The following is a 25,121-nucleotide window of genomic DNA, read 5'->3' on the forward strand; positions in this document are numbered from 1 at the left end:
ATTTTGATAATAAAAACAGAAAACCGCCGCTTTTTAAGCGGCGGTTTCTATTTGGTAAAAGGGGCGGGGAACTACTCCTCTTTCTTTACGCTTATGTTTTTGAAGGCTTTAAATATCATCATTATTACGCCCATTAAAGCGTAAAGCCCGAATACGATAAATACCACGTCTTGCGGATATTTGAACAGGAAAGCTATCACTATGGCGATAATAGCCAGTTTGGTGACGGATATTTTCTTATGAGGGGTATCCTGCGAGTTTTCTTTCTTGCCTTTAAAAGCGGCATAAGGGATATTTGAAACCATAAGCAAAGCCAAGCCTATCGTAATAAAAGCTATCAGATTATAGATATAAGGAAGATAAGTTTGCATAAAGGGCATAACTTTGCCGTTGGCGTCCAGCGCGAATATATTGTAAGAAAGCGCGAAGGATACCAAAACCGCGGCGGCCGCGGGTACGGGCAAACCGGTAAAATACTGTTTTGAGGATTTTCCCGCATGGGCCATGGCATTAAATCTCGCCAGTCTTATAGCGCCGAAAAGTACGAAAATGAAAGCTATTTGCGCCCCAAAGACGGTAATATTCTGCAAGGCGATGTAGTAAATGAGGAAAGCCGGCGCGGTGCAGAAGGATATTAAATCCGCCAGGGAATCCATTTCCACGCCGAAAGAAGATTCCGCATTTAACATTCTGGCGACTCTGCCGTCGAAGGTATCAAGCAGCATAGCTATAAAAATAAGCCAACCCGCCTTTGAGTAATGGCCGTTTATGGAAGCCATTATGGAAAAGAATCCGCACCCTATATTGCCCATTGTGAACAAGGAGGGAATGGTAATAATGCCGGCGTGTTTTATTTTTTCTAAATTCATAAATTATCTCCAAAGGCCGAGTACGGTAAGCGCGCCTTGTACATTTTGGCCTTCTTTAACGGTGATTTTAACCTTGTCTTTAGGCAGATATACGGCCACTTGCGAGCCGAAGTATATCATCCCCGCATATTGCCCGGCTTTCACCTTTTCGCCCGGCTTAACCCAGCACTCTATTCTTCTGGCTATGGCGCCGGTGATTTGTTCCATATAGGCGAATTTATCGCCGTTGACGAATTTGATGAGGTTTCTTTCATTGTTGTTCGCCTCGGGGTTATTGGCGAAAGCGAATTTGCCTTTGGTGTATTTAACCTCTTGCACCTCACCGTCTATCGTTGCCCTTTGTATGTGGACGTTGAAAATGGAAAGGAATATGCGTATTACCAATACATTGTCGTCGCCTTCGGTTTTAATTGATAAAATTCTGCCGTCGGCGGGGCAGGCGATTTCGTCTTCTTTAAACACCGTAGGTCGGTATGGATCTCTAAAAAAGAATGCCACGAATATCCCTAGCGCGGTGTACAATACGGCTACCGCCAAGGATAAAACGGAACATGTAAAAAGGTAAACTATGAAGGCTGTTAGGGCAAGAGCGAATATTATAAGGGAGGTTCTTTTTCCGCGCGGGTGAACGGTCGTAACCCAGCCGAAAACTTCTCCCATAGTTCTTTTGATGTCTTCCAACATAAAACCTCGCTTATAAGGCGTATTATATAAAATAGGCCGCCCTTATGCGGCGGCTTTAAAAGTGTGGGCAGGGGGGGACTCGAACCCCCACGATCTTGCGATCAACAGATTTTAAGTCTGTCGCGTCTACCAATTCCGCCACCAGCCCTTAGTAAATTGTAAATATATTCTAGCAAATTTAATCGTAAAAGGCATTAAAAAATTTGTCGCAGGAAACGCTCTTTATCCCGATGGAACGGACCTTTTGCGCCAGCTCTCTGTCCGATGTCACCACCACCGTTCTTTTGCCGTATTCTTTGCAGTACTGCGCCTGTTCCAATATTACCTCGTCCGCGGTCATTTCTTCCGTAAAAGTTGCGTGTACGCAAGGCGTTACGGTAGGGCCTACTTTGCGGAATGTGCCGTCGAGTATCAATCGGAATTCCGAGCCGTACAACTTTTGCGAGCCCAGCTCGTCCAGCCAAGATATAAGCTCCGAAGTCAAATTATCTTCGCTTACATAACCGTTCCCGGCCAAGAAAGTTCTTATAAAGTTCAGGCCGTCTATAAAGTATATTGTTGGTTTGGAGCTGCCTTTCATAGTGTTATTGGGTATAAAAAAACCGCCTTTCGGCGGGACCGTTATAAAAACATTGCGGGGGCAGGATTTGAACCTGCGATCTCAAGGTTATGGGCCTTGCGAGATACCGGGCTTCTCTACCCCGCAATATTATTATACATAATCAGAAGGGACTTTGCAAATAGTGAGGAGTTTATACTCCGTTTCGGCGTGGAAGGCTCAGATAAGGGTTCTATAATATTCGCCCCATTTGGCCATCTCTTTTAAAAGCGGATCAAGCGTTTGGCCTAGAGGGGAAAGGGAATATTCCACCCTGGGGGGGACTTCCGGGTATACTTTCCTTTTTAGCAGTTTGTTTTCTTCCAATTGACGCAGATTGTCGGTAAGCACTTTTTGGGAGCATCCTATGCTTTTCTGCAGCTGTCCAAAGCGTCTTACCCCGCATAGCAAATCCCTTATGATAAGTATTTTCCATTTGTTTCCTATCAGCTGCAAAACTATAGCTACAGGGCATAGCGGAAGAGTTTTTTTATTATTCATGAAATCCCCTTTGTATTGATATAGTTACTTTTTTAATACTACATTACAAAAAAGTGCCTACTTTACATTTGTACTGTTGAAAATATAGCATATTATAACAAGAAAATAAAGGAGGAGTTATGAAGGAAATCATCGTTAAAAACTATAAGGAAACAGAAGGTATCCAGCAGGGGGAAGGAAAAAACAATTTTACGGTAAAGCCTGTAATCCCCGCTGAGGGCGTAAACAAATGTTCCGCTAATTTTGTGGAAGTAGCGCCAGGCAATACGGCTTACGGATATCATTGGCACGAGGCTAACGAAGAAGTATTTTATATTATCAGCGGGGAAGCTTCCGTAAAAACCGAAGACGGGGAAATCCACCTGAAACAGGGCGACGCGATCTTTTTCCCGGCAGATGTAAAAGGTTCCCACGTAATATCAAACCCGTCCGAAACTGAAAAACTTGTTTATTTGGATTTCGGTACGGCTAATAGACCCGATATTGTACATTTTACGGGTACGAAAGCCGGTATGGCTGTATCCGAAGACGGGAAAGTCCATATGTTCGGGAAATAGCAAGTATACGGCAAGTGCGGTAAGCTTTTAAGCCTGTTTTTTTATTCCAAGAATCAGCTTCGCGAGGGGTTTAAATATAAAAGAAATCAGCTTAAAAGCAAATGCCAGCAGTTTGGACAGCCCGGCTTTAAACAAGTAGAAAGCCGGGTTGTTTTTTTTGTATAAATTTTTAATCTCTTTACGAAGTCTTTTTTCTCCAGCCGTATTGCCCAAGCTTCGCATTGTGTAGCTGTTTTGCGTTAAATTCCATAGGGTAAGTTCTTTGTTTATAAAATGGAATTTATGCTTAAAAGAAAGCTTTGCCCAAAGCCAATAATCGGCCTGCGGAGGATAAGGGGAATCAAAACCGTATTCTTCGGCCAAAGCGGTTTTTAGCATTACGCAGGAAAAAGTCGGTATCGGGTTGAAAGAGAATAAAGGAAAAGTCAAATTATATTTACTTGAAAACGGATTTAAAATTTTTATATATAGTTCCGTCACTTTGTTAAAAAGCGTTAATTTCTTGACGCGGTTTTTATCTCCGAAGCATTTAACTTTATTGTAAATAATTTCCGCATCGGGGTTATTGCGTATGTAATTAACTTTCTCCTTAAGATAATCTTTATGCCAAATATCGTCGCATTCCAAGAAAGCCACATAATCCGTTTTGGCGCAGGAAATAGCTTTTTTTAGCGTTTCTTGAAGCCCCAGATTTCGGCCGTTCGGGTGGGAAAGTAATTTTATCCGCTCGTCTTGCTGTGCGTATTTGCGGATTATTTGCGCACTTAAATCTGAGGAGCCGTCGTCAAAGACTATAAGCTTCCATTTTCCGCAGGTTTGCGCCAGTACGGATTTTATAGTCTCCTCTATCGTGCCCTGGCAGTTGTAAGAGGCAGTAATTACCGTAATTTCCATTTTATGCCCGCCGTTTTTGTAAGATAGGCCAAATCGCCGCTGAAGAGAAGCGCAAGGCCGTTAAGGGAAACGAAGGCGCTTCCTTTTATCAATATTTCCATAAAGACATTTCCTTGATAAAAAGCGAACGCGTATTTAACAATAGCCGCGCAGATAAAAGAAATTAAAATCGTCTTTAATACCCAAAGCATATTTTTCCCGTAGGGGATAAACGGTGCGAAAGTTCTTACGGTAATGATATTCATAAAAGTCATAACGGCGTACATCGCCAGGAATATTACTGGATAAGCGTAAGCTCCGTAATATTTTACGCCCAATATAAACGCCGCGGTGCAAATTAGGCCGAGTATCAAATATCTGGGGGTGATCTCTTTTATTATTCTAAGTGCGGAAAACACATTGGAAACATTATTATTAAACCCGATAAACGGTACGGCCATAATGAACATCGCCAGGAATTTGGCGGTATTTTCCACGTCTTGCGCGGTAAAGTTGCCTCTTTTAAAGAACATTGTTATTATTTCTTGGGAGAACAGACAGGTAAACACGCAGAAGGGTATAAGCAATACGGAAACGGCCTTATCGGTTTTGATTACGGTATCGGCCATTTTGGCAAATTGTTTTTTTGCGGCCTCGGCGGTAAATTTTACTTTCGCTACGCTGTTTACTTTAGAGGTTAAAATATCGGTAGGGCTGTCGGAAAGCATTCTGGAATAATTTACCGCGCTTACCATACCCGCCTGAGTGGAGGAAATCATAAACAGCGGCGCGTAAAGCACGGCGGCCCAAACCATGGCACCGGGCTGGGAGTAGAGAAAGTTCTGTATAAATTTTTTGTTAAATTCGGGTTTAGCGGGCCTAAAATGCCAAGCCTGTTTTTTTCTCAGCAGATAAAGGGATAACAGGCCTTGAATCCAGTAGGCGGTTATGTAGCCTAGAAACATAGCCTCAAGTTTTTTTGATGAGAGTAAAAACAACAGCGGCAGCAAAGTGTTAAGCGGGGCGAGGAAGTAAATCCCAAACATTCTGTAACTTTCGCAAAGTGCTATCAGGTAAGACATTATAAAAAACGAAAAAAAATAAACCGCGCTTAAAAACAGCAAATTGGCGGAGCGGTTTACTTCCGCAGGCGAAAAGGCTGAAACGGCGCCGAGTATTTCGCTTGGCCAAATATAAGCGGCGGCGCAGAATATCAGGGCCGCGGCTATATAGATATACAAAAAGAAGTTGGCTAAATTTATTGCGGCGTTAGGGGATTTCTCTCTCTGGTGCATAAATTCGGGCAGCACCAGCGAAACGTTTAAAGAAGACAGCCAACCCGTCAGCACGGCACAAATGAGAATTAGGTAAAAGTAAACGTCCGTTTTACCCGTCGCGCCAAAGTAGAAAGCCAATAAAAGACTGCTTAAAAAGGAAAACAATTTCCCCGTAACCGTAGCGGCGACGGAGAGCGCGGCTCCTTTCTTATAATTCTCCATATTTGATATTATATTAAATATATGAAACACGAATTTGAACCTGTAATAGGGCTGGAAATACATGTCCAGCTAGCGACAGAAAGCAAGATGTTTTGCTCCTGCCCCAGCGGCGCCAAAAGCGATATGGCGCCCAATACTGCGCTTTGCCCGCTGTGCAGCGGCCAGCCGGGCGTACTGCCGGTGATAAATAAGCAAGCAGTCAAATTGGCCTTGAGGGCGGCTTTGGGCATTAACGCAAAAATAAACGAAGTTTCCGTTTTCGCCCGCAAGAATTATTTTTATCCCGATTTGCCCAAAGGCTATCAAATATCGCAGGACGACAAACCGATAATAGAACACGGATACGTAGAAATAGAAACGGAAGACGGTCAAAGCAAGAAAATCAATATCACCCGCGCGCATTTGGAAGAGGACGCGGGCAAATCCTCGCACGAGAGCGACGCTTCTTTAATAGATTTGAACCGCGCGGGCGTGCCTTTGCTGGAGATAGTCTCCGAGCCTGATATCCGCAGTCCGCAGGAAGCGTACAATTATCTTACTTCTTTAAAGAAGATAATGCAGTGGCTTGATGTTTCCAACTGCGATATGGAGAAAGGCGAACTGCGCGTGGATGTCAATTTGTCTTTGAGACCGAAGGGTACGGAAAAATTCGGCACCAGGATAGAGATAAAAAATCTTAATTCTTTCAAAGCCGTAAAAGACGCTTTAACTTACGAGATAAAACGTCAAAGCGAACTTTTGGACAACGGCGGCGTGATAACCCAGCAGACTATGCTTTGGAACGAGGAAGAAGGCGTAACCAAGACTATGCGCAGCAAAGAAACGGCGCAGGAATACAGATATTTCCCAGAGCCTGACCTCCCGCCTTTGGAGGTTACGGAAGAAATGCTGAAAGAGGTTAAGGCCTCAATGCCGGTTCTGCCTTGGGAAAAGCGCGAATATTACGAAAAGGAACTCGGCCTTAACGCCTATGACAGCAAACTTTTAATAGGCAGCCGCGCCTTATGCGATTATTTCGAGAAAGTGGTAAAGGCGGGCGCACAGCCCAAGAACGCCGTCAACTGGATAGGCACCGATTTGTTGGGCAAACTAAACGCGGCGGGCAAAGCGATAGAGGAAAGCCCCGTAAAGGCCGAAGACTTGGCCGCCTTGATAAACTATATACAAAGCGGTAAGATTTCTTCCAAGATGGCTAAGGATATATTTGTCAAAGCGTTTGAAAGCGGCAAAAGCGTAAAAGGCTTGGTGGAAAGCTCCGGCGCTTCGCAAATCAGCGACGAGGCCGCATTGGAAGCCTGGGCTAAAGAGGCCCTTGCGGCTAACCCTAAAGCCGCGGCCGACGTAAAAGCGGGCAACGGCAAGGCGATAGGCGCATTGGTGGGCGCGGTGATGAAGATGTCCAAGGGAAAAGCGAACCCCGCGCTTTTGAACAAGATATTTATGAAGTTGATAAACCAGTAAATATTTTGGGATATGTTTTATAAAAAGCCCCTCTTTCACGAGGGGCTTTTTTATCTGATAAAATTTTAATAAAGCGGCATATCCAGCAGGGAAAGATAAATGTCGGCAATATTTTTTAAGGCTAGCACAAATTTATAGGAGAACCAGCAGAACAACAACATCATTATCAGCGAGAATATCCACTTTGTCCACTTGTTTATCAAAGGCGAGCGCACGACAAAATATATCGCAAACGGCCCTATAAACAAATAAAGCAGCCACATGCCCCATATCTTGTAGTAGAAAGACACATGCTTGCCCTGCCCCGCTCCGCAGTATTTGCAGTAATTGTCAAAATCGCCTATATCGGCTTTACATTTCCAGCAAATCACAGTTCTATGCCTCTGCTTCTTAGGAAAGTCTTTATTTTGGAGCGGGCCCTGGCGGTTTTGGCCGCATCAAGCCATTGAGGTTTTGGCTCCACATTCTTTCTGGTTTGTATTTCCACAATGTCGCCGCTTTTAAGAGGGCTGTTCATCTTTACCATTTTATTATTTACCAAAGCGCCGCTGTAATGATCTCCTATTTCGGTGTGAACCAAATAGGCGAAATCCAGCGGGGTGGCGTGTTCCGGCAAAACCTTAACGTCGCCCTTGGGGGTAAAGACGAAAATCTGATTTAAGTTAATATCCGTTTGGAAGCTTTCCAAAAACTCTCTTGGTGCTGTCAAATCGCGCTGCCATTCTATCCATTGGCGTATCCAGTTGAGTTTCTCGTCCAAATTCGGGTCGGCCTTGCTGCCCAGTTTATAGCGCCAATGCGCGGCGATGCCGTATTCGCAGGTGCGGTGCATATCTTCGGTCCTGATTTGTACTTCCACCAAGCTGCCCTCAAAGAATACGGTCGTGTGTATGCTTTGATACATATTCATTTTAGGCATGGCGATATAATCGGTGAAGCTGCCCGACAACGGTTTGAAATTGGCGTGAAGCGCGCCCAAAGCCCTATAACAATCAAGTACGGTATCAGTGATAATGCGTACGCCCAAAAGGTCTTGGATTTGCTCGAAGGTGGAATCCTGCTTCTTCATTTTCCTAAAGATGGAATAATAATTTTTCACGCGGGAAAGCAATCTGTGCGGTATTTGGTCTTTATCCAGCACCGCGCCCAATGCGTTTTTAAAGGAGGCCAGTCTTTTGTCCAAATTGGCTTTTTTGCGGTTTACGCCCGCGACGATTTGTTTATATTCTTCCGGGAAAAGATATTTGAAAGAAAGGTCCTCAAGTTCGTTTTTTATGCTGAACATTCCAAGCCTTTGGGCTAGCGGAGCGTAAAGGTTTAAAGTTTCCAAAGCCTTCTCTTTTTGACGTTTTGGCGCGAGCGCGTCAAGCGTTTTCATATTATGGGTTCTGTCGGCCAATTTTATGAGGATAATGCGCATATCGTTTGATACCGCTATCAACATTTTGCGCCAGTTTTCTACGGTTTCCTCGTCGGTGGAAGTGCTTTCCAAACGGTCGATTTTGGTCAGGCCCGCAACCATATTGGCTATTTCTTTATTGAAATTAGTTTCTATATCCTTTACGGTTGTGTCGGTATCCTCTACGGTGTCGTGCAGCAATGCGGCGGAAATGGTGTCGGCGTCGAGTTTGTGTTCCAGTAGTATCTTCGCCACCTCGCAGCAATGCGTGAAGAACGGCTCTCCCGTAAGCCTTTTCTGGTTTTCGTGCGCTTTCTTTGCAAAGAAATAGGCTTTCTCAATCATCGCGGTATCGTGATTGGGATTATATTCCTTAAAACCCGCCAAAATTTCGTCTAAATAATGATCGTCCATAGTCACTCTTTCGGGAACACTTCGTCAATTATCATTTGCGCCGCCCTTTTCGCTACGCCCGGCTCGCCAAGCTGGCTTCTTAATTTAAGCAGCTGCGCGCGCATGGAATTGTAATTCTTCTCGCTACCTATTATGGAGCATATTTCCTGCGCTATGGCTTTGGGGTTGGCGTCTTTTTGTATAAACTCTTTTACCACACCTTTTTTGCTTAAAATGTTTACCAGGGAAATATAAGGCACCTTGATAATCATTTTCGCTATCTGATAAGTTACCCAGCCCGTCTTGTATACCACCAGCATTGGCAAACCCAAAAGCGCGTTTTCCAAGGTGGCGGTGCCGGAGCAGGTGATAACAAAGTCCATTTCGCTTCTGGCGGCGTAGTCGTTTTCGCGGACTATTTCCAGGCCGTCGCGGCGCGGGCCGATAAGCTCGTAAATTTTTTCGTCGCTTACTTCCGGCACTGCAAACAAATAGGCCTTGGCGTTGGGGAAGGATCTTCTTACTTCCTTAAACGCCTGATAGAAAAGTTTTGTGTGCTTTTCTATTTCTCTGGGCCTGCTGCCTGGCAAAAGGCCGATTTTCCATTCTTTGGTATTGTCACCCTTGAAGGGGTTTTCCTTCGGGGCGGGTATTTTATCCAAAAGCGGATTACCCAAGAATACGGCGTCGCCGCCCAAATCGGTATAAATTTTCTTTTCGAAAGGGAAGATGACGAACATCTTTTTTGCCAGCCTTACTATGCTTCTTGCGCGGTATTCGCGGCTAGCCCAAACTTGCGGGCAAACATAGTAATAAGCGGGGATATTTCTGTGTTTGGCTATGCCCAAAACTTGATGATTGAATCCGTAGAAATCCACGGTAATTATGCAGGCGGGGTTCTTCTCGTTGATGTAATTTTTTATCATATTCATCAATCTTACCCACATAGGCAGTTTTTTGAAGGGTTCCACAAACCCGCTTGCTCCGCGCGCGACAAGGTTATAGAGAAATTTGTCGCTTGCGGCTTTCATTCTTTCCCCGCCGATGGAAGTTACGGTAATATCGGGCGCGCAAGCTTTAAGTTCCTTTATCAGATTGGAGGCATGTACATCGCCCGAAATATCGCCCGCAACGACCAAAATATTTTTACTGTTAGGAATAATATGGGGCATAATTATTTACCGCTCCCTCTTTTAAGATTGCCCAAACTTTCGTCGAGGGCTATTTTCGCGGCCGTACCTATCTCATGCATAAGGTGCATGGGGCCGTGCTTTTCTTCTTTTGAACCTTGGGGCACGTTATAGCGTTTGATTTCGTCTATGATTTTTAAAGCTATCAAAAGTGCTTTGCTGCCCTTTTCGCCGCTGGGGCCGGGTGTTTTGTCATTTTGTATGCAATCGACGAAGTGCAAAATTTCCGATGTAATGGGCATTTGTTTGTCTACCGTCGGGTAGATTACGTCTATATCGTTTAGGGATTTTATTACGGGTACTTTCTTCCTGTAAATTTTAACTCTGGCGTTCATAAAATCCACGGAGATATAAGCGTCTTCCTGATACAAATTCATATAACGGGAGCGTTCAAAGCTGGCCCTGCTTGCGGTGACGTCTGCGGTGCAGCCGTTCGCGAATTTAAGGCGTACATTGGCGATGTCTTCATGAGCGGAGAATGCGCTTAGGCCGATAGCGTCTATTGATACGACGTCCGATTTAAGCATAGTCAAAAGCAAGTCTATATCGTGTATCATCAAATCGAGCACTACGCCGATATTGGCCATTCTCGGGTCATAGGGCCCTAGTCTTTTTATGGCGATAAATTTGGGGTCTTTTATGTATTTGAAGGCTTCAAGTACGGCGGGGTTAAATCTTTCCACGTGTCCTATTTGGAGGATTACATCCTTTTCGTGTGCTTTGGCTATCAGTTCTCTTGCCTGATCCATTGTGGAAGCTATCGGTTTTTCCATTAAGGTGTTCACCTTATGGTCAAGGCAGTACATACCTATTTTATGATGCAGTTCCGTAGGTGCGGCCACTATTACGGCTTCCACCTGGGGGATTAAATCTTCGTATTTTGTATAGGCGGTGGAGTTATATTCCCAGGCCAGCTTCTGCGCGCGCATGGGGTCATTGTCGCATACGCCCACCAGCTCGATGTTTTTCATTTTAGATAAAGTTCTTACGTGGAAAGTGCCGATTTTGCCGGCGCCGATAACGCCGAATCTTATTTTTTTATCGCTCATATAAAGTACCTCGTATGTTTAATTATAGCATTTAGGGCAACAGCGTCGTAAATTTTTATGCCGAAAACGGGCCCTTTTATTTTGTTATAATTACTTATATGAAAGAAAGAACTTTAGTTTTAATGAAACCCGATGCCATAAGCAAGAAACTTACCGGCATCATCATAGACCGCCTGGAACATCTGGGCTTGGATATTAAAGGCGCGAAAGTAAGAATAATGACGGAAGAGCTTGCTCGCGAGCATTATTCCAATTTGGCGGGCCAGCCGTTTTTGCCCGGCGTAATATCGTTCATGCGTGGCGATTTTAACGGGATAGCCGATCACCGCATTTACGCTTTCGTCTTTGAAGGGGAAGATGCCATAGCCAAAGTCCGCGGTGCTTTGGGTGCGACGGACCCGGCCAAGGCCGAGCCTTGGAGCATAAGGGGCGCTTTCGGCTGTTTTAAAGATGGCGTAATGCAAAATTGTGTGCATGCCTCCGGCAGCAAGGAAGACGCTCAGCGCGAAATCAATCTTTGGTTCAAGCCAGAGGAAATAGTCTAATGAAGTTAAAGGCGATAATAGTTTTTCCGCTTTTGTTGGTATTATCCTGCGCGCTTTTCGCGCAGGATAAAGTTACTTTGCGCACCGCCGACAAGTGGAACATAGCCGCGCTTTATAATCCTTCGCAAAACGGCAAATACGTAATTTTGCTGCACGATTTGGGCAGTAAGAAAGAAGAATATCCCTCTTTCAGCCGCGCTTTGGATAAAGCGGGTTTCGGGTATTTGGCCTTGGACCTTAGGGGGCACGGCCAGAGCACCAATATCAATACTTACGATAAATTTGAAAAGACGGGCGTCGACAATGAATTTAACAAAATGACGCGCGACGTTGACGCCGCGATAGACTATTTGCGCGGCAAGGGCGCGGGCGAAGGCGATATATTCGTTTTGGGCGCGGGCTTGGGCGCAAATGTGGCGGCGAAGTCTTTGCCGTTCCACCCGAAGTTGGGCGGAGTGGTTTTGCTCACGCCTTCCTTAAAAAACAGGGACGTTCTTACGATGGTTGGTATCAAGAATTTTAAGGGGCCGGTATTTATCGGGGTGTCTTCCACCGACAGGAAACAGCTTATGGAAGCCAGCTTTATCAGGAACGCGGCGTATTTGGCTTCGGGCAAGGGGAAGGTAACTTTTATGACGGCCTATAACCTTAAAGGGGTGGATATGCTCGACAGATACCTTACGCAGGAAGTCTTGCAGTGGCTCAGAACGCCGCAGCTGCCCGAGGTTCTGCCCGACGCTATTTCCTTTGAGGAAGAAACTTATTACGATACGCCCGCGGCCAAAAAGGACGAGCTGCCCGCAATGACGATGGGCGACGTATTAAAATCCCTCGACTGATCAATTTATGAAAACAAAAAACGCCCGCCGCTTTGAAGGCGCACTTGGCGAGAAATTGCCTCAGACGGAGGTATTAAACAAAAATTCCGCCGACTTCAGCTTTTGCGCTCCCGCAAAGATGTTTGACAAAATGCAGCGGGAAAATCTAAACGCCGTAAAATCCGTTGCCAAAGCCAAGAAAGCGATAACGGCGGCGGCCGAGCTTACTGCCGAAACTTATCTTAACGGCAATAAAATAATTTTTGCCGGTGCTGGCACAAGCGGGCGGCTTGGTGTGCTTGAAGCGGCCGAATGTCCGCCGACTTTCAGCGTCGGCTATGACGTATTCGATACCCTTATGGCTGGCGGAAAAAGCGCCGTATTTAAAGCGGTTGAGGGCGCCGAGGATGATTTTAATCTCGGCGCGCGCGACTTTAAAAAGAAGGCTAAAAGCGGCGATATTCTTATAGCGATAGCGGCCAGCGGCAGAACGCCTTACGCGTTGGGCGCTTTGCGTGCGGCAAAGGAAAGGGGCAACAAGACGGTTTTTGTTTCCTGCAGCGATACGGCAGATACTTCCAACGCGGATATTTTTGTTTATTTGCCTACGGGCGCGGAAGTTATTTCCGGCTCCACTCGCCTTAAGGCGGCAACGGCGACAAAATGCGCCCTTAATATGATTACGACAATGGCGATGGCTTTAAGCGGGAAGGTGTACAAGAATTTGATGGTAGACGTAAAGGCCTCTAACGTGAAACTTAAAGACAGAGCTGCGCGGCTGATAGCTAAGGCCGCCGGCATAGAAAAGGAAGAGGCTGTTGCTCTTGCCCAAAAAACACGCTACAATGTAAAGGCGGCCATAGTAATGGCCAAACTTAAAGTCGGCTTTGGCAAAGCGCAGGCTTTGTTAAAGGAAAGCGGCGGTTTTTTGGACAAGATTATAAATGAATAAAAAAAGCATACTTGCGCTGGGCCTGATGAGCGGCACTTCCGCCGACGGCGTGACTTTGTGTCTTTTCGATATAGCTTTAAAGAAAGTAGTTTGCTTCAAAAATTATCCTTACGACGGAAAACTCCAAAATAAAATACTTGGCGCTAAAGATATGAAAGCGCCGGAACTTTCCGAACTTAATTTTGAGCTTGGCCGCCTCTATGCCGATAAGGCCGAAAAATTTATAAAAGAATATAAGATAAACAGAAAGGACATAAAAGTAATAGGCTCGCACGGTCAAACGGTGTATCACAATCCTTCAAGCAGGGTGCCCAATACTTTACAAATAGGGGAAGGCGCGTTTTTGGCGCGCCGCTTTAAAGGGATACCGGTAGTGTATAATTTTAGGCCCGCGGATATTGCGGCTGGCGGATCTGGCGCGCCGTTTGTACCGATGTTTGACAGATACCTCTGCGGCGGCAAAAAGGCTATGCTTTTAAATATCGGCGGGATATCCAATGTTACGGTGTGTTTGGGCAAAGATACCTTCGGATTTGACATTGGTCCCGGCAACAGCTTAAGCGACGCGGCGGTAAATCTGCTAAGCGGCGGTGCCAAAACTTACGATAAAGACGGCAAAATCGCCGCGGCCTATGCGCCAGATATTAAAAAGGCGGAGCAGCTTTCAAAACTTTTCGTAGGTAATAGGCCGCCTTTATCGCTTGAAAGGAGCTCAATGGCGGAAGGGTTTATCAAAGCGCATTTTAAAGATTTGGCTTTACCCGATATTTCCACCTTGAATTATTTGACGGCTTTAATAATTGCAAAAAGTCTAAAAAAGTTTATACTTAATAAATATGAGATAAATCGTCTTTATTTATGCGGCGGCGGCGTTTACAATAAGACGTTGGTTTGTAATTTGGGTAAACTGCTGCCTAATATTAAAATTGCCGATACGGCCGAAATGGGGCTTCACCCGATGGCCAAAGAAGCGGCGGCGTTCGCCTACTTGGCATGGCTTACTTTAAACGGGCGGGCGGGTACATGTCCAAGGGCGACGGGTGCGGCGGAAAGTTCGGTCATAGGGTGCGTGATAAGACAATGAATACCAATCGATTAATACATGCCGGTTTCTGGTTCGGCAAGAGCGACGTAAAAGAAGCCTTGGAGCTTGCCAAGGCTGGGGTAGGCGGTTTTTGCATATACTTTGGCACTACCAAAGAGGTTAAGGAACTTATAGCCGCCTTGCGCGCGGCCGCGCCTAGCGGGCTGATAATCAGTGCCGATTACGAATACGGCTTGGGCCGCTGGCATAAAGACGCGCAGCTTCTGCCTTCCAATATATCGATAGGCGCGGCTCGTAAAGAGGACCTATCCTACAAAAAAGGTTTGATAACGGCGCGCCAGGCAAGAGAATTGGGGGTGGATTGGGTGCTCGCGCCTAATGTGGATTTGGCCGATACTCCCGCAAATCCGATAGTAAATACACGTTCCTTCGGCAAAGACGCTTCTTTGGTTACCGATATGGCCAAGGCCTTTATGCTTGGTTTGGCAGACGGGGGCTGTTTGAATTGTCTTAAGCATTTCCCGGGGCACGGTTCAACTTTGCTTGACAGTCATCTTTCATTACCTACGGTAAACAAGAGTTTGTCCAAACTGCAGGAAGAAGATTTGATCCCTTATAAGAAACTTTTGACCAAGGCCGATGCGATAATGCCTTCGCATTTATTGGTTCCCGCTTTTGATAAAGAAAAACCGGCCTCTTTTTCCGAGAAAACTATACAAGGTTTTTTGCGCAGGGAACTTCATTACAAAGGTTTGATAGTTACCGACGCTCTTATAATGAAAGCTACGGGTGGGCTGGAGCCCGTCGACGCTTTTAAGGCGGGCGCGGATATATTATTATGCCCGGAAAATCCTTTTGAGGTTATGGCAAAACTGGAAAAGGAAGTTAAAAAAGACCGTTCTTTAATAGACCATGCCATAAGCGCTTTAAGCGAGCAGGAAATGATGATAGCCAAACTTAAATCGGCGGAGGATTTCGTCTGTAAAGACTGCGCGGAACAGGCTGATAAGCTTTCTTTTGATACCGCCCGCGCGGGTATTTGCCTTAAGGGTGAGGATATAAAGCTCAAACACGGTAAAAGCGTAACTTATTTGGAGATTGACGTCTTCCCGGGCGGCGAAATGCAGGCCAAAGATTTTTACAATAAACTTAAAGCCGAGGGCATAAAGCTAAAGCCGTATAAAGCGGGCGATAAAAGCGACGTCCTTATAATAAGCACTATGGCCAATTACGCCGCATTCAGCGGGAAGATAAATTTTTCGGCGGAGCAGAAAGAGATTATTAACAAAGCGACGGCCAAAGCGGGCAAGAGCGCGCTTGTTTCTTTCGGGAGCCCTTTTGTTGACGATGGCTTAAAGATAAATTCTTTCCTTATGGCGGGTACTCAGACGGCGCCCTTCCAAAAAGTCTGCGCCGACATACTTTTGGGCAAAGAAGCCGCGCGCGGCTTTATGCCGGTTTAGTCTTTGAAGTATAGCTCCAAAGCGAGCAGGAATTTTTTCTTGTCTGTTCCGCAGGCAAAGCCCGACAGTTTCCCGTCCGCGCCGATTACCCTGTGGCACGGTACTACTATTAAAATGGGGTTTTTATTGTTTGCGTTTCCCGCGGCTCTGGCCGCTTTTTTACTGCCCGCATTTTCTGCCAGTTCAGCGTAAGAGACGGTTTGTCCGTAAGGTATTTTGATAAGGTTTTGCCATATCTTTATTTGGAACGGCGTTCCTTCAAGCAGCAAAGGCAAATCGAATTTTTTGCGCTCGCCTTTAAAATATTGCGAAAGCTGTTTTTCAGCCTCTAAGAGCAGGGGCGTTTTCTCAAGGATAAAATCTTTGCGGGCGCGGCGCTCTTTGGGGGCTATATCGCATATTTTGCCGTCCTTTTCGGCCAGGCAAAGTTCGCCGATGGGGGAAGATGTAAACATAACCTTTTTGATCATTAAAGAATAATATCAAATTTATATAATTATGGTATGCATATTAAAGAAATAAACGCTTTTCTGAAAGAAAATGCCGAGCCTGAATTTAGGGATTTTTCCGCCTCTTTGATACCTTGCGAAGGCGGCAAATTGCTTGGGGTAAGGTTACCGATTTTGCGAAGATTGGCCGCGCAAATAGCCAAAGGCGACTGGGAAGATTACTTTCTTAAAGCGCCGGAGGTCTATACCGAGCATATTATGCTCAAGGGCTTTCTGCTAGGGCATATAAAGGATATCGACGTCCTTCTTAAATATTTAAAGCTTTACATTCCAAAAATAAACAACTGGGCGGTGTGCGACAGCCCTTTATGCAGTCTTAAACTGATAAGGAAACATCAAGAAAGGGTATGGGTTTTCCTGCAAGATTACATAGAAGACAAAAGGGAATTTTACGCCCGCGCGGCCGCTTGCCTTTTAATGTGCTTTTTTGTTGACGATAAATATATAGACGGAACTTTGCTTGCCCTGTCCAAAATCAAAGCGGAAGGTTATTACCGGCAAATGGGCGTTGCGTGGGCGATAAGCGTATGCTATGTAAAATTCCCCGCCAAGACGGAAGAATTTTTAAAGAAGAGAACTCTTGATGTTTTTACCCATAACAAAGCGATAAGCAAAATACGGGAATCGTTCAGGGTAAACAAAGCTGATAAGGATCGGCTGCAAGCTCTAAAGCGGTAGAATATTTTAGTAGAATATATATATATGAAAGATAAAAACCACGGCGTGGTAGTCGCCCCCGGCGCGGGCTTTTGCCCCGGAGTAAAAAAAGCGATAGACTGCGTCTTGCATTTGGAAGCGGCGGGCAAGAAGCCTATATATACTATCGGGCCGCTTATACACAATAAGCAGGTTACGGATATGCTCGCGGAGAAGGGTATAACTTCGATAGACGAGCTTTCGCAAGCCAAGGACAAAAACGGCGTTCTGGTTATACGCGCGCACGGCATTACGCCTGAATTTCAGGCGGAGGTTCAGTCCCAGGGAATGGAGGTGGTCGATTCCACCTGCCCGCTGGTCAAGAAGGTGCATAATGTTATAGACGAATACGCCAAGCAGGGCTACTATACCGTAATAGTGGGCGACGGCGGACACGCTGAGGTGATAGGGCTTTTGGGCTATACGCGCGGCAAAGGCTACGTGATAGCCAACGCCGAGGAAGCTAAAAACCTGCCGCATTTCGATAAGGTAAACATAGTATCGCAGACCACTCAGAAGGAAGAAACTTTTTTTAAAGCGGCCGAAGCCGTTAAAGCCAAGGCCGACATATGCCAAATCAACAATACTATATGCCAGCCGACGAAACAGCGTCAAAAGGAAACATTGGAACTTGCCAAGAACGCCGATTTGGTAATAGTTGTGGGCGGCAGGCACAGCGCCAATACCGCCAGATTGGCCAAGCTGTGCGGGGAACTTTGCCCCAAAGTTATACATGTGGAGAGCGAGGACGAAATCCGCAGGGAAGATGTCCTTTCTCCAAGCAATATTTTTATTACGGCGGGAGCGTCTACGCCAAACTGGGTAATAGACAATGTGGCGAGCAGAGTCAAAAATTATAGGAAGGAAGCCTCCTCTTTTTCGGGGACGCTTGGCAGGATATGGGATTTTATAGTCAAGAGCTCCATTTTTACTGCTTTGGCGGCGGCGTGTCTGACTTATGTTTGCATGAAGCTTTCCGGCGCGCGAAACGATTTAAAGTTGTATTTGCTTTCGGCATTTTTTATCTTTACTTTGACTTTCGCCAATAAAACTCCGCAGGATATACCTTCAAAGATAAAGAAACGTTTTCTCGCGCCGATAGTATTGGGCGGGCTTACGGCTTTTGCGGTATCGTTTAATTACGGCACCGGGGTATGGCTTCCTACTTTGGTGTTCTTGATTTTGGGCGCGGCGGCTTATCCGTTTAGAAATAGGATAAGTTTCCTTTCCCGTTTGCCCGGCACAAAGGATATAGTTACGGCCTTGGGGTGGTGTTTCGTATGCGTATACGTACCGGCGGCGAGCCAAGGTCTTTTGATGAGCAAATCCGCATGGCTGGCGTTCAGCTACGGTCTTTTGCTGGTGTTTATCCGTTCGGTGATACTAAGCATCGGTGCGGAGAACAAAGACATGATGCTCGGCAAGGAAAGTTTTTATAAAGCCTTCGGCATTAACGCCACCAAGACGGCAATCGGCCTGATAATAGCGGCTTTGACGGCGGTTCTTATCCAGCTTTTGATAATGGGTTGGAAGAGCGGCATAGTTTTTATGCTGCTTTTGGGGCAAATTTATACAATAGTAATAGCGGTATACTTTTACAGCAGGAAGACGCCTCGTACAACGGCCAGCGAGACTTTTATAGACGGCCAGTTTTTCGTTCTGGCTTTGCTGACTTATTTGGCGGTGCGATTTTAAAATTTTAAGGAGCGGTATATAATATGAAAGTAAGAAGAATCGGCGTTTTAACTGCCGGCGGCGATTGCCCCGGTCTTAATGCCGTAGTGAGAGGCGTCGCCAAGCACGCCCTTAACTGCGGTATAGAAGTATTGGGTTTTAAAAACGGTTTTGACGGTTTGGTAAAGAACCAGTTTATGGAATTGGACAGCAAAACCGTATCGGGTATACTTACGCGCGGCGGCACTATACTGGGCACGAGCAATTTGGCCAATCCTTTCAATTACACATTGGCGCCGATGGGCTCGCCCGAGGAGCCCAAGGACGTATCTTCCCTGGTTCTGCATACGATAAAGACTAACAAAATAGACGCTTTGGTTACGATAGGCGGCGATGGAACTCTTTCCATGTCGCAGAAGTTTATAGAGATGGGCGTCCCGATAGTTGGCGTTCCCAAGACTATCGACAATGACCTTTCCGCCACCGATTTTACTTTCGGTTTTGATTCGGCACTAAGCGTCGCGACCGATGCCGTAGACAGAATACACACCACCGCGGAATCGCATCACCGCGTTATGATATTGGAAACCATGGGGCGCTACGCGGGCTGGATAGCTTTGCGCTCCTGCATAGCGGGCGGCGGTGACATCTGCCTAATTCCGGAGATACCTTACTCCGACGACGCTATTATAGACGCCATAGAGGACAGACAGCGCAAAGGCAAAACCTTCAGCATAATCGTTGCGGCGGAAGGTGCGGTAAACGAGCAAGGCGAAATGGCGGTAAAGGCAAAGATAGCGGGTTCTACCGATCCTATAAGGCTCGGCGGCATAAGCAGTAAAATAGCGGCGATGATAGAAGAACGCCTTAAAGTGGAATGCAGGGTTGTCGTGCTCGGGCACTTGCAGCGCGGCGGCACGCCTACGGCTTTTGACCGCTGGCTTTCCACCCGTTTCGGTGCCGAAGCGGTGGAGCTTATTTTGCAGGGCAAGACGGGCTATATGGTGGCTTTAAGAGGAACGGAAATAATAAGCGTACCGGTAAAAGACGCGGTATCGAAACTTAAAAGAGTCGACCCGAACGGCGAGGAAGTCCGCGCGGCTTTGGCCGTAGGGACGAGCTTCGGTTCAAGCAAAATCGGCGGAGCGTGCGGAATATAATGGAAAGAATAGACAAAGAACAGCTGATCTTCGGCATACACCCCATAAGGGAAGCGCTTAAAGGCAGAAAGCGCCAAATACTCCAGCTTTACATAGTGGAGAATAAAAAACAGAGCAAAGCGGTGGAAGACGTTATCCGCCTTGCCAAGACCAACAATGTAAAGATAAAGAGTATGGAAGAACGCCTTATGAACAACTTGGCCGGCGGCGCAAACCATCAAGGCGTGATAGCGCGGGCGGAACCTTTAAAGCTTATGCGCCTGACCAATGCTTTATATGAAAGTACGGGCAACAAGAAGGACTTGTGGCTGGCCATCGACGAGGTAACCGACCCGCAAAATTTGGGTTCTATGTTAAGAAGCGCGGCCTGTCTGGGTTTTAGCACTGTTATATTGCCCCAGCGCAGAAGCGTCGGCATAACGGGTACGGTGCATAAGGTGGCTTGCGGCGCTTTGGAAACTTTGAGGATTGTGGAAGTCACCAATCTTACCACCGCGTTGTTGGACTTAAAAGACGAAGGTTTTTGGATTTACGGCGCCGATATGGCGGGCAAGAGCATAAAAGAGATGGATTACGCCTACCCCGCGGTATTGGTTATCGGCTCGGAGGGAACAGGCCTCAGGCTTAAGACCAAAGAACATTGCGACGAGGTTATCAGCATACCGCAGCAAGGCGGCGTAAGCAGTTTGAACGCGGCGGCGGCCGGCGCGATAATAATGTATGATATGTTCTCCAAGATAAAATAGGTTTTGGAGCAAAAAGATCCCCGTCCTTTTAAAAGGGCGGGGATTTTTGTTTTATTGGAAAGCTATATCGCAAGTTTCAGGTTCAAACCGAGAGTATAATTTTCATCTTGGTGTTCTACGTCTTCAAAGGTGGCGAAAGCGGTTACGCCCAGCCTTGAAGGGAGGGGGTTGATGTCCAAGCGCGCGGTAAGGAAATAGCCTTTGTAGTAGCTGTCGCCGCCGAGGTCGTAGACTTTATAGCCCGCCTCTCCGCCGAAGCCGATGATGTCCATAACGTCAAAAATGGCGAAAGCCTTTAAATTACCGTTATAGATTTCGCTGTCGTTGTGCTTGCTCATAAGTCTGGCGTTTAAGCCGTCCCAGTAATCCAGACCGCCGATCGCGCCGAGGTAAAATATTCCCAAATCGGCGCCCGCTCTGGCAAAGAAGCCGTATTTATCGGTCCCGTCGGCTACGCCTCCTTCGGTAAAATCGTCAAAGGCGTCAAACTCTATACGCCCGCCCAAGTCGATATCAAGGCCGATGTTCCAAATCCTCAATATTGCGAAAACTCCGGGATTGGTAAAATCTTTGGTGTCGGTATTGTCGAGTTTGCTGTAACCGATATAACCGCCGAGCTGCAGCCTGTCGGTAATACCGAAAGAGAGCGCCTCGCGTAAGGTATAAATCTTATTGCTGTCGCCGTCGGTAGTATCCTGAAAAGTCGCCACAGTGTCGGAAAGGATCTGCCCCTCCGAGGGCATAAACAACGGGTTGGTTACCGCTTTGGCCAAAACGCACGGGCTTACAAATCCGAGCATAAAGGCAAAAAGCAATAGTTTCTTCATCAAAAAGCCTCCTTGCTGTGAAATATATTTCAATTATGCCAAAAACATATAAATAAGTAAAATATAGTATCATATAAAAAAGGGCCGCTTAACGAGCCCTTATTTATTCTTGCGGAATTGTTATGTATCTAAAAGCATTGGAAATTATAGGTTTTAAATCTTTTGCGGATAAGGTTAGACTGAATTTCGAGCCGGGCGTATCGTGTATAGTGGGGCCCAACGGTTGCGGCAAATCAAATGTTATAGATTCTGTGCGCTGGGCGATAGGCGAGATGTCTTGGAAGTCTTTGCGTTCGAGTTCGATGGTGGACATAATTTTCAACGGCACAAGGAAAAGGCCCCCGCTTAATATGGCGCAGGTCAATATGGTGTTTGACAATTCATCAAGAAAGTTGCCGGTGGCTTTTAACGAGGTTACGGTATCTCGTAAAATATACCGCTCCGGCGAGAGCGAATATTTCCTAAACAGAGTGCAGTGCCGCCTTAAAGACATCAGGGAAATGTTTTTGGATACCGGTATCGGCGGCGAGGGCTATGCCATAATAGACCAGGGCTCCGTAAATCAGCTTTTGGAATCCACCCCAGAACAGCGGCGCGAAATGTTTGAGGAAGTCGCAGGCGTATCAAAGTATAAAGCCAAGCGGGAAGAGGCCGTTCGCAAACTAGAGCGCGTGGATATGGATATAGCCCGCCTAAGCGACACGCTGGCTTTGATAGCGGAACAGATAAAAAAGCTTGACAGCGAAGCCCGCAAGGCCAGGTTATATCAAAAGTACCGCGAAGAACTTAAAGAAAGCGAGATTGCACTCTCCTTGGAGAATATAAAAAGCCACGAAGAACAAATCCAAACGGCGGCCAAAGAGCTGGAACCGATTTTGAAAGAGATAGAAGATTCCAATAATACCGTATCTGCCTTGGAAGGGCAGGTTGCGGCTTTGGATCTTAATCTTACCCACAAACAGAAGGAACTTTCGCAATTCGGGGAGAATATATCTTCCGCCAAATATCAGATAGGCCTATTGGAAGGCGCGATACAGAACTGCCAGAATTTAGCGGGTGAACTTGCTTTGCAGGTGCAGACGTCCAAATCTGAAGAAGCCGTGGCCTCGGCCAGATTGGGAGAACTGGGCCCCGCCTTGCAAGCCTTGAAGGAAAAAATACGGCAAGCGGAGGAGGAATACAAACCTCTGCAAGATAAATATAACGAGAAATATGCCCAAGTCAGCGCTAATGAGCAGGCCCTAAAGACGGCGCAGAACGACGTGGAGAGGGCTGTCGCGGCGGCTTCGGAAGTATCGCAAAAGCAGTTGGAACTTTCCGGCAAAATAGCTTTGGAGGAATCTTCCTGCGCGCACGAAGACGAGAATCTTATCAATTTGGAAAGAAATTTGCAGACCCAGCTTCAGCGGGCGCAAGTTTTGAAAGAAGAGATAGAGAAGTTTGCGGACTCGCTTTCTCAGAAGCAGAATTTGGTATCGCAAGTTAAGGAAGGCCAGCTTAAAGCGGAAAATGCCTTGAGCGAACTTAACTCAAAACGCCAATCGCTTAACGACAAATTGAACAATTTGAAAGGCAAACGCGCCTCGCTAAACGCCAAAATGCAAATGATACAAACGCAAGGCAAGAACGATCCTTATTGGGTAGGTACGAAACTTGTTGAGGAAAGCGGCATAGCGGGCATAAAAGGAACTTTAAGAAAACAACTTAAATTTAAGGAAGAAGATTCCTTGGCGGTAGAAGAGAGTTTTGGCAAATTTATGGATTCGGTTTTGGCGGAGGATTTTGACTCCGTAAAACAGGCGGTCTCTTTGCTTAAACAAAACGGCAAAGCGCGGTGCAGATTTATAATACTCTCACGCGTGCCGCAAAGCAGGGAAGGAACTTCCGTTCTTTCGGGCTCGGCGGTAGGCGGGCTTTTGCAATACCCGGCGGAACTTGAGGGCTTGATAAAATACGTAACGGCTTCTTACAGCGCTGTGGAGAGCGAAGTCGGCGACGGGTTTTGGGTTTCCGGCGGGGCGGCGGGCGTAAAATCGCCGGAGGCTTACTGGGGCGAGGAAGAAACCGTCAAAAAAGAATTAAAGCAGATTGACGCGGAAGAGAAGGAATTTTCCGATTCTTTGCAAAAGGTAAATGAGCAAGCCGCGGAAACGGAACAAACTTTGCGGGCTTTGCGCGCCAAGTATCAGGAAGAAAGCATAAGTCTAAATTCCTTAAACAACGACATCAACTTGCATAAAAGGAGCTTGACGGAAGCGGAGCAGTCCTGCCAGCAGATAGGCAAGAGCAAAGAGGAAATATCTTCAAGGGTTGCGCAGCGCAGGGCAAGAACCGGGGAACTTAAAGTGCAGCTTACCGAGCTTACCGGCAAATACGAAGAGGCCAAGGGCAATATCCAAACCCTTCGCGAAAAGCGCGAATCGTTGGAAAAAGAGGAACAAACCCTAAAGGCGGAAATAGAACAGGCCAACGCTAAACTGTACGAGGCCAAAATAAAGAAGAATAATCTTGATCTGGACCTTAGAACTGCCACCTCCGAGGAACAGAGTTTAAGGCAAGCGCAGAATAAGCGCAGCGAGAATGTAGCAAAAGCGACGGAGAGAATAAAAGTTTTGGAAGGCGAGAAATTGTCCTCTCAAGCCAAACTCGCGGCTCAGCGCGACGCTTTGGCCGCGCTTGAAGTGGCGGAAAACAAAATGCGCGGCGATTTGAATTTGATAAAAACGGAATTTGACGAGAAGAGCACCGCTCTTAACAAACGCAAAGCGCGCATAAACGAACTTACGTTAAAAGCACACGATTTGGAAAACGCGCTTGGCAACCACAGACGCCAGAAAACGGCGATAATAAACAATCTTTTGGAATCTTGGAATATAACCCCGCAGGAAGCGCAGATGAAGTGGGGGGAAGTCAAAGTGGATTACGAGCGCGTGAAGATGATGAGAAAACGCATAGAAAATATGGGCGCCGTAAATATGACTGCGCCCGAAGAATACGATGCTTTAACCCAACGCAACGACTTCCTTAAAAAACAGATAGAAGACTTAGGCAATGCCAAACGGGATTTGAAAGCGGCGATAAACAAAATAAACGCTACCACGAAAGAGAATTTCAAATATACCTTTGATCAGGTGCGCACGCATTTTAAGAGCGTTTACCAAACTTTGTTTGTAGGCGGGGAGGCGGAACTTACTTTAACCGACCCGGAAAACCTTCTGGAAACGGGCGTGGAGATAACCGTTCAGCCGCCGGGCAAAAAACTTTTGAACATATCGGCTTTGTCGGGCGGGGAGAAGGCTTTGACGGCAGTTTCTTTGCTGTTTGCGTTCTTTACGCATAACCCTTCGCCTTTCTGCATTTTGGACGAGGCCGACGCGCCTTTGGACGAGGCTAACGTGGAAAGATTTACCAATCTTATAAAAGAGTTTTCAAGCAAGACTCAGTTTATTGTGGTAACCCACAACAAGCGCACTATGGAAGCGGCGCAAATGTTGTACGGCGTGACTATGGAAGAGAGCGGTGTATCGAAAGTGCTTTCGCTCAATTTGAAGGATCAAGACTCAAAAACCAGACATTTGGTGGCGGCGGCGTCGGAGTAGAACCGCCGCTGTGG

The 25,121-nt window shown here is 46.4% G+C and carries 24 protein-coding genes and 2 tRNA genes; 12 read left to right on the forward strand and 14 right to left on the reverse strand.

Annotation, left to right across the window (positions count from 1 at the left end; all coding sequences use genetic code 11):
• Positions 1-71 precede the first annotated feature (71 nt).
• The 6 genes from pssA to ACQY3M_RS03305 form a co-directional block, all read right to left on the reverse strand.
• On the reverse strand, positions 72-869 hold the full coding sequence (pssA, locus tag ACQY3M_RS03280; RefSeq protein WP_428066041.1) for a CDP-diacylglycerol--serine O-phosphatidyltransferase: 798 nt from the start codon (positions 867-869) through the stop codon (positions 72-74).
• A gap of 3 nt (positions 870-872) precedes the next feature.
• On the reverse strand, positions 873-1,553 hold the full coding sequence (locus ACQY3M_RS03285) for a phosphatidylserine decarboxylase (protein WP_428066042.1): 681 nt from the start codon (positions 1,551-1,553) through the stop codon (positions 873-875).
• Between the two features lie 64 nt (positions 1,554-1,617).
• Positions 1,618-1,701, reverse strand: a tRNA-Leu gene (locus ACQY3M_RS03290).
• A 30-nt stretch (positions 1,702-1,731) separates the two neighbouring features.
• Positions 1,732-2,133 carry an NYN domain-containing protein gene (locus ACQY3M_RS03295; protein ID WP_428066043.1) on the reverse strand — a complete coding sequence of 134 codons (402 nt, stop codon included), beginning with the start codon at positions 2,131-2,133 and terminating at the stop codon, positions 1,732-1,734.
• A 52-nt stretch (positions 2,134-2,185) separates the two neighbouring features.
• Positions 2,186-2,259: transfer RNA gene (locus ACQY3M_RS03300), tRNA-Met, on the reverse strand.
• 72 nt (positions 2,260-2,331) lie between these two features.
• A complete protein-coding gene (locus ACQY3M_RS03305) occupies positions 2,332-2,652 on the reverse strand; it encodes a winged helix-turn-helix transcriptional regulator (protein ID WP_428066044.1) in 321 nt (106 codons plus the stop codon).
• 119 nt (positions 2,653-2,771) lie between these two features.
• Here ACQY3M_RS03305 and ACQY3M_RS03310 point away from each other — a divergent pair, with 119 nt between their 5' ends.
• On the forward strand, positions 2,772-3,209 hold the full coding sequence (locus ACQY3M_RS03310) for a cupin domain-containing protein (RefSeq protein ID WP_428066045.1): 438 nt from the start codon (positions 2,772-2,774) through the stop codon (positions 3,207-3,209).
• Between the two features lie 27 nt (positions 3,210-3,236).
• On the opposite strand, the gene ACQY3M_RS03315 is transcribed toward ACQY3M_RS03310, so the two are convergent.
• Positions 3,237-4,103, reverse strand: a complete 867-nt coding sequence (locus tag ACQY3M_RS03315; RefSeq protein WP_428066046.1) for a glycosyltransferase family 2 protein — start codon at positions 4,101-4,103, stop codon at positions 3,237-3,239.
• Positions 4,088-5,581 carry a lipid II flippase MurJ gene (locus tag ACQY3M_RS03320; protein WP_428066047.1) on the reverse strand — a complete coding sequence of 498 codons (1,494 nt, stop codon included), beginning with the start codon at positions 5,579-5,581 and terminating at the stop codon, positions 4,088-4,090. Before ACQY3M_RS03320 ends, ACQY3M_RS03315 begins: the two co-directional genes overlap by 16 nt.
• A gap of 21 nt (positions 5,582-5,602) precedes the next feature.
• Here ACQY3M_RS03320 and gatB point away from each other — a divergent pair, with 21 nt between their 5' ends.
• Entirely contained in the window at positions 5,603-7,042 is a 1,440-nt protein-coding gene (gatB, locus tag ACQY3M_RS03325; RefSeq protein WP_428066048.1) for an Asp-tRNA(Asn)/Glu-tRNA(Gln) amidotransferase subunit GatB, read from the forward strand.
• Between the two features lie 65 nt (positions 7,043-7,107).
• Here the strand turns inward: gatB and ACQY3M_RS03330 are convergent, their stop codons facing one another.
• The 4 genes from ACQY3M_RS03330 to ACQY3M_RS03345 are packed head-to-tail and all read right to left on the reverse strand — an operon-like array spanning position 7,108 to position 11,073.
• Positions 7,108-7,413, reverse strand: coding sequence for a hypothetical protein (locus tag ACQY3M_RS03330; RefSeq protein ID WP_428066049.1), 306 nt, complete (start codon positions 7,411-7,413; stop codon positions 7,108-7,110).
• Complete coding sequence (locus ACQY3M_RS03335) at positions 7,410-8,855, reverse strand: RelA/SpoT family protein (RefSeq protein WP_428066050.1); 1,446 nt, start codon at positions 8,853-8,855, stop codon at positions 7,410-7,412. The genes ACQY3M_RS03330 and ACQY3M_RS03335 overlap by 4 nt, the downstream gene beginning before the upstream one ends.
• Before the next feature lie 2 nt (positions 8,856-8,857).
• Positions 8,858-10,006, reverse strand: a complete 1,149-nt coding sequence (lpxB, locus tag ACQY3M_RS03340; protein ID WP_428066051.1) for a lipid-A-disaccharide synthase — start codon at positions 10,004-10,006, stop codon at positions 8,858-8,860.
• Between the two features lie 2 nt (positions 10,007-10,008).
• A complete protein-coding gene (locus ACQY3M_RS03345; protein ID WP_428066052.1) occupies positions 10,009-11,073 on the reverse strand; it encodes a Gfo/Idh/MocA family protein in 1,065 nt (354 codons plus the stop codon).
• Between the two features lie 98 nt (positions 11,074-11,171).
• Between ACQY3M_RS03345 and ACQY3M_RS03350 the strand changes: the two genes are divergently transcribed.
• Genes ACQY3M_RS03350 through ACQY3M_RS03370 form a run of 5 tightly spaced genes read left to right on the forward strand, consistent with a single transcriptional unit; the run spans position 11,172 to position 15,896 of the window.
• Positions 11,172-11,618, forward strand: coding sequence for a nucleoside-diphosphate kinase (locus ACQY3M_RS03350; protein WP_428066053.1), 447 nt, complete (start codon positions 11,172-11,174; stop codon positions 11,616-11,618).
• Complete coding sequence (locus ACQY3M_RS03355; RefSeq protein ID WP_428066054.1) at positions 11,618-12,457, forward strand: alpha/beta hydrolase; 840 nt, start codon at positions 11,618-11,620, stop codon at positions 12,455-12,457. The genes ACQY3M_RS03350 and ACQY3M_RS03355 overlap by 1 nt, the downstream gene beginning before the upstream one ends.
• A gap of 7 nt (positions 12,458-12,464) precedes the next feature.
• On the forward strand, positions 12,465-13,388 hold the full coding sequence (locus ACQY3M_RS03360) for an N-acetylmuramic acid 6-phosphate etherase (protein ID WP_428066055.1): 924 nt from the start codon (positions 12,465-12,467) through the stop codon (positions 13,386-13,388).
• The gene (locus tag ACQY3M_RS03365; protein ID WP_428066056.1) at positions 13,381-14,472 is read left to right on the forward strand and encodes an anhydro-N-acetylmuramic acid kinase; all 1,092 of its coding nucleotides are present in this window, start codon (positions 13,381-13,383) and stop codon (positions 14,470-14,472) included. Before ACQY3M_RS03360 ends, ACQY3M_RS03365 begins: the two co-directional genes overlap by 8 nt.
• Positions 14,469-15,896 (forward strand): glycoside hydrolase family 3 N-terminal domain-containing protein, encoded by a 1,428-nt coding sequence (locus ACQY3M_RS03370; protein ID WP_428066057.1) that lies wholly within the window; start codon positions 14,469-14,471, stop codon positions 15,894-15,896. Before ACQY3M_RS03365 ends, ACQY3M_RS03370 begins: the two co-directional genes overlap by 4 nt.
• Here ACQY3M_RS03370 and ACQY3M_RS03375 read toward each other — a convergent pair.
• The gene (locus ACQY3M_RS03375) at positions 15,893-16,366 is read right to left on the reverse strand and encodes a methylated-DNA--[protein]-cysteine S-methyltransferase (RefSeq protein WP_428066058.1); all 474 of its coding nucleotides are present in this window, start codon (positions 16,364-16,366) and stop codon (positions 15,893-15,895) included. The genes ACQY3M_RS03370 and ACQY3M_RS03375 overlap by 4 nt on opposite strands.
• A 33-nt stretch (positions 16,367-16,399) precedes the next feature.
• On the opposite strand from ACQY3M_RS03375, the gene ACQY3M_RS03380 reads away from it, so the two are divergent.
• From ACQY3M_RS03380 to rlmB, 4 genes are read left to right on the forward strand one after another with little or no spacing between them, the layout of a single operon-like run.
• Positions 16,400-17,083, forward strand: coding sequence for a DNA alkylation repair protein (locus ACQY3M_RS03380; RefSeq protein WP_428066059.1), 684 nt, complete (start codon positions 16,400-16,402; stop codon positions 17,081-17,083).
• A gap of 24 nt (positions 17,084-17,107) precedes the next feature.
• Complete coding sequence (ispH, locus tag ACQY3M_RS03385; RefSeq protein WP_428066060.1) at positions 17,108-18,796, forward strand: 4-hydroxy-3-methylbut-2-enyl diphosphate reductase; 1,689 nt, start codon at positions 17,108-17,110, stop codon at positions 18,794-18,796.
• Positions 18,797-18,819: 23 nt separating this feature from the next.
• Positions 18,820-19,935 (forward strand): 6-phosphofructokinase, encoded by a 1,116-nt coding sequence (locus tag ACQY3M_RS03390; RefSeq protein ID WP_428066061.1) that lies wholly within the window; start codon positions 18,820-18,822, stop codon positions 19,933-19,935.
• Positions 19,935-20,681 carry a 23S rRNA (guanosine(2251)-2'-O)-methyltransferase RlmB gene (gene rlmB, locus ACQY3M_RS03395; RefSeq protein WP_428066062.1) on the forward strand — a complete coding sequence of 249 codons (747 nt, stop codon included), beginning with the start codon at positions 19,935-19,937 and terminating at the stop codon, positions 20,679-20,681. Before ACQY3M_RS03390 ends, rlmB begins: the two co-directional genes overlap by 1 nt.
• Before the next feature lie 62 nt (positions 20,682-20,743).
• On the opposite strand, the gene ACQY3M_RS03400 is transcribed toward rlmB, so the two are convergent.
• Positions 20,744-21,508, reverse strand: a complete 765-nt coding sequence (locus ACQY3M_RS03400) for a hypothetical protein (RefSeq protein WP_428066063.1) — start codon at positions 21,506-21,508, stop codon at positions 20,744-20,746.
• 122 nt (positions 21,509-21,630) lie between these two features.
• Here ACQY3M_RS03400 and smc point away from each other — a divergent pair, with 122 nt between their 5' ends.
• Positions 21,631-25,107, forward strand: a complete 3,477-nt coding sequence (smc, locus tag ACQY3M_RS03405; protein WP_428066064.1) for a chromosome segregation protein SMC — start codon at positions 21,631-21,633, stop codon at positions 25,105-25,107.
• Positions 25,108-25,121 lie beyond the last annotated feature (14 nt).

The sequence above is a fragment of the Candidatus Proelusimicrobium volucris genome (genome assembly GCF_959605025.1).
GTDB lineage: Bacteria > Elusimicrobiota > Elusimicrobia > Elusimicrobiales > Elusimicrobiaceae > Proelusimicrobium > Proelusimicrobium volucris.

Bases quoted from the DNA above. Each gene is read 5' to 3' on its own strand.
- ACQY3M_RS03310 (WP_428066045.1), top strand. From the start codon at position 2,772: ATGAAGGAAATCATCGTTAAAAACTATAAGGAAACAGAAGGTATCCAG.
- ispH (WP_428066060.1), top strand. From the start codon at position 17,108: ATGAAAGATAAAAACCACGGCGTGGTAGTCGCCCCCGGCGCGGGCTTT.
- ACQY3M_RS03285 (WP_428066042.1), bottom strand. From the start codon at position 1,553: ATGTTGGAAGACATCAAAAGAACTATGGGAGAAGTTTTCGGCTGGGTT.
- ACQY3M_RS03355 (WP_428066054.1), top strand. From the start codon at position 11,618: ATGAAGTTAAAGGCGATAATAGTTTTTCCGCTTTTGTTGGTATTATCC.
- ACQY3M_RS03305 (WP_428066044.1), bottom strand. From the start codon at position 2,652: ATGAATAATAAAAAAACTCTTCCGCTATGCCCTGTAGCTATAGTTTTG.
- ACQY3M_RS03390 (WP_428066061.1), top strand. From the start codon at position 18,820: ATGAAAGTAAGAAGAATCGGCGTTTTAACTGCCGGCGGCGATTGCCCC.
- ACQY3M_RS03360 (WP_428066055.1), top strand. From the start codon at position 12,465: ATGAAAACAAAAAACGCCCGCCGCTTTGAAGGCGCACTTGGCGAGAAA.
- ACQY3M_RS03350 (WP_428066053.1), top strand. From the start codon at position 11,172: ATGAAAGAAAGAACTTTAGTTTTAATGAAACCCGATGCCATAAGCAAG.
- ACQY3M_RS03380 (WP_428066059.1), top strand. From the start codon at position 16,400: ATGCATATTAAAGAAATAAACGCTTTTCTGAAAGAAAATGCCGAGCCT.
- ACQY3M_RS03365 (WP_428066056.1), top strand. From the start codon at position 13,381: ATGAATAAAAAAAGCATACTTGCGCTGGGCCTGATGAGCGGCACTTCC.
- lpxB (WP_428066051.1), bottom strand. From the start codon at position 10,006: ATGCCCCATATTATTCCTAACAGTAAAAATATTTTGGTCGTTGCGGGC.
- ACQY3M_RS03320 (WP_428066047.1), bottom strand. From the start codon at position 5,581: ATGGAGAATTATAAGAAAGGAGCCGCGCTCTCCGTCGCCGCTACGGTT.
- pssA (WP_428066041.1), bottom strand. From the start codon at position 869: ATGAATTTAGAAAAAATAAAACACGCCGGCATTATTACCATTCCCTCC.
- gatB (WP_428066048.1), top strand. From the start codon at position 5,603: ATGAAACACGAATTTGAACCTGTAATAGGGCTGGAAATACATGTCCAG.
- smc (WP_428066064.1), top strand. From the start codon at position 21,631: ATGTATCTAAAAGCATTGGAAATTATAGGTTTTAAATCTTTTGCGGAT.
- ACQY3M_RS03315 (WP_428066046.1), bottom strand. From the start codon at position 4,103: ATGGAAATTACGGTAATTACTGCCTCTTACAACTGCCAGGGCACGATA.
- ACQY3M_RS03375 (WP_428066058.1), bottom strand. From the start codon at position 16,366: ATGATCAAAAAGGTTATGTTTACATCTTCCCCCATCGGCGAACTTTGC.
- ACQY3M_RS03295 (WP_428066043.1), bottom strand. From the start codon at position 2,133: ATGAAAGGCAGCTCCAAACCAACAATATACTTTATAGACGGCCTGAAC.
- ACQY3M_RS03400 (WP_428066063.1), bottom strand. From the start codon at position 21,508: ATGAAGAAACTATTGCTTTTTGCCTTTATGCTCGGATTTGTAAGCCCG.
- ACQY3M_RS03345 (WP_428066052.1), bottom strand. From the start codon at position 11,073: ATGAGCGATAAAAAAATAAGATTCGGCGTTATCGGCGCCGGCAAAATC.
- ACQY3M_RS03370 (WP_428066057.1), top strand. From the start codon at position 14,469: ATGAATACCAATCGATTAATACATGCCGGTTTCTGGTTCGGCAAGAGC.
- rlmB (WP_428066062.1), top strand. From the start codon at position 19,935: ATGGAAAGAATAGACAAAGAACAGCTGATCTTCGGCATACACCCCATA.
- ACQY3M_RS03335 (WP_428066050.1), bottom strand. From the start codon at position 8,855: ATGGACGATCATTATTTAGACGAAATTTTGGCGGGTTTTAAGGAATAT.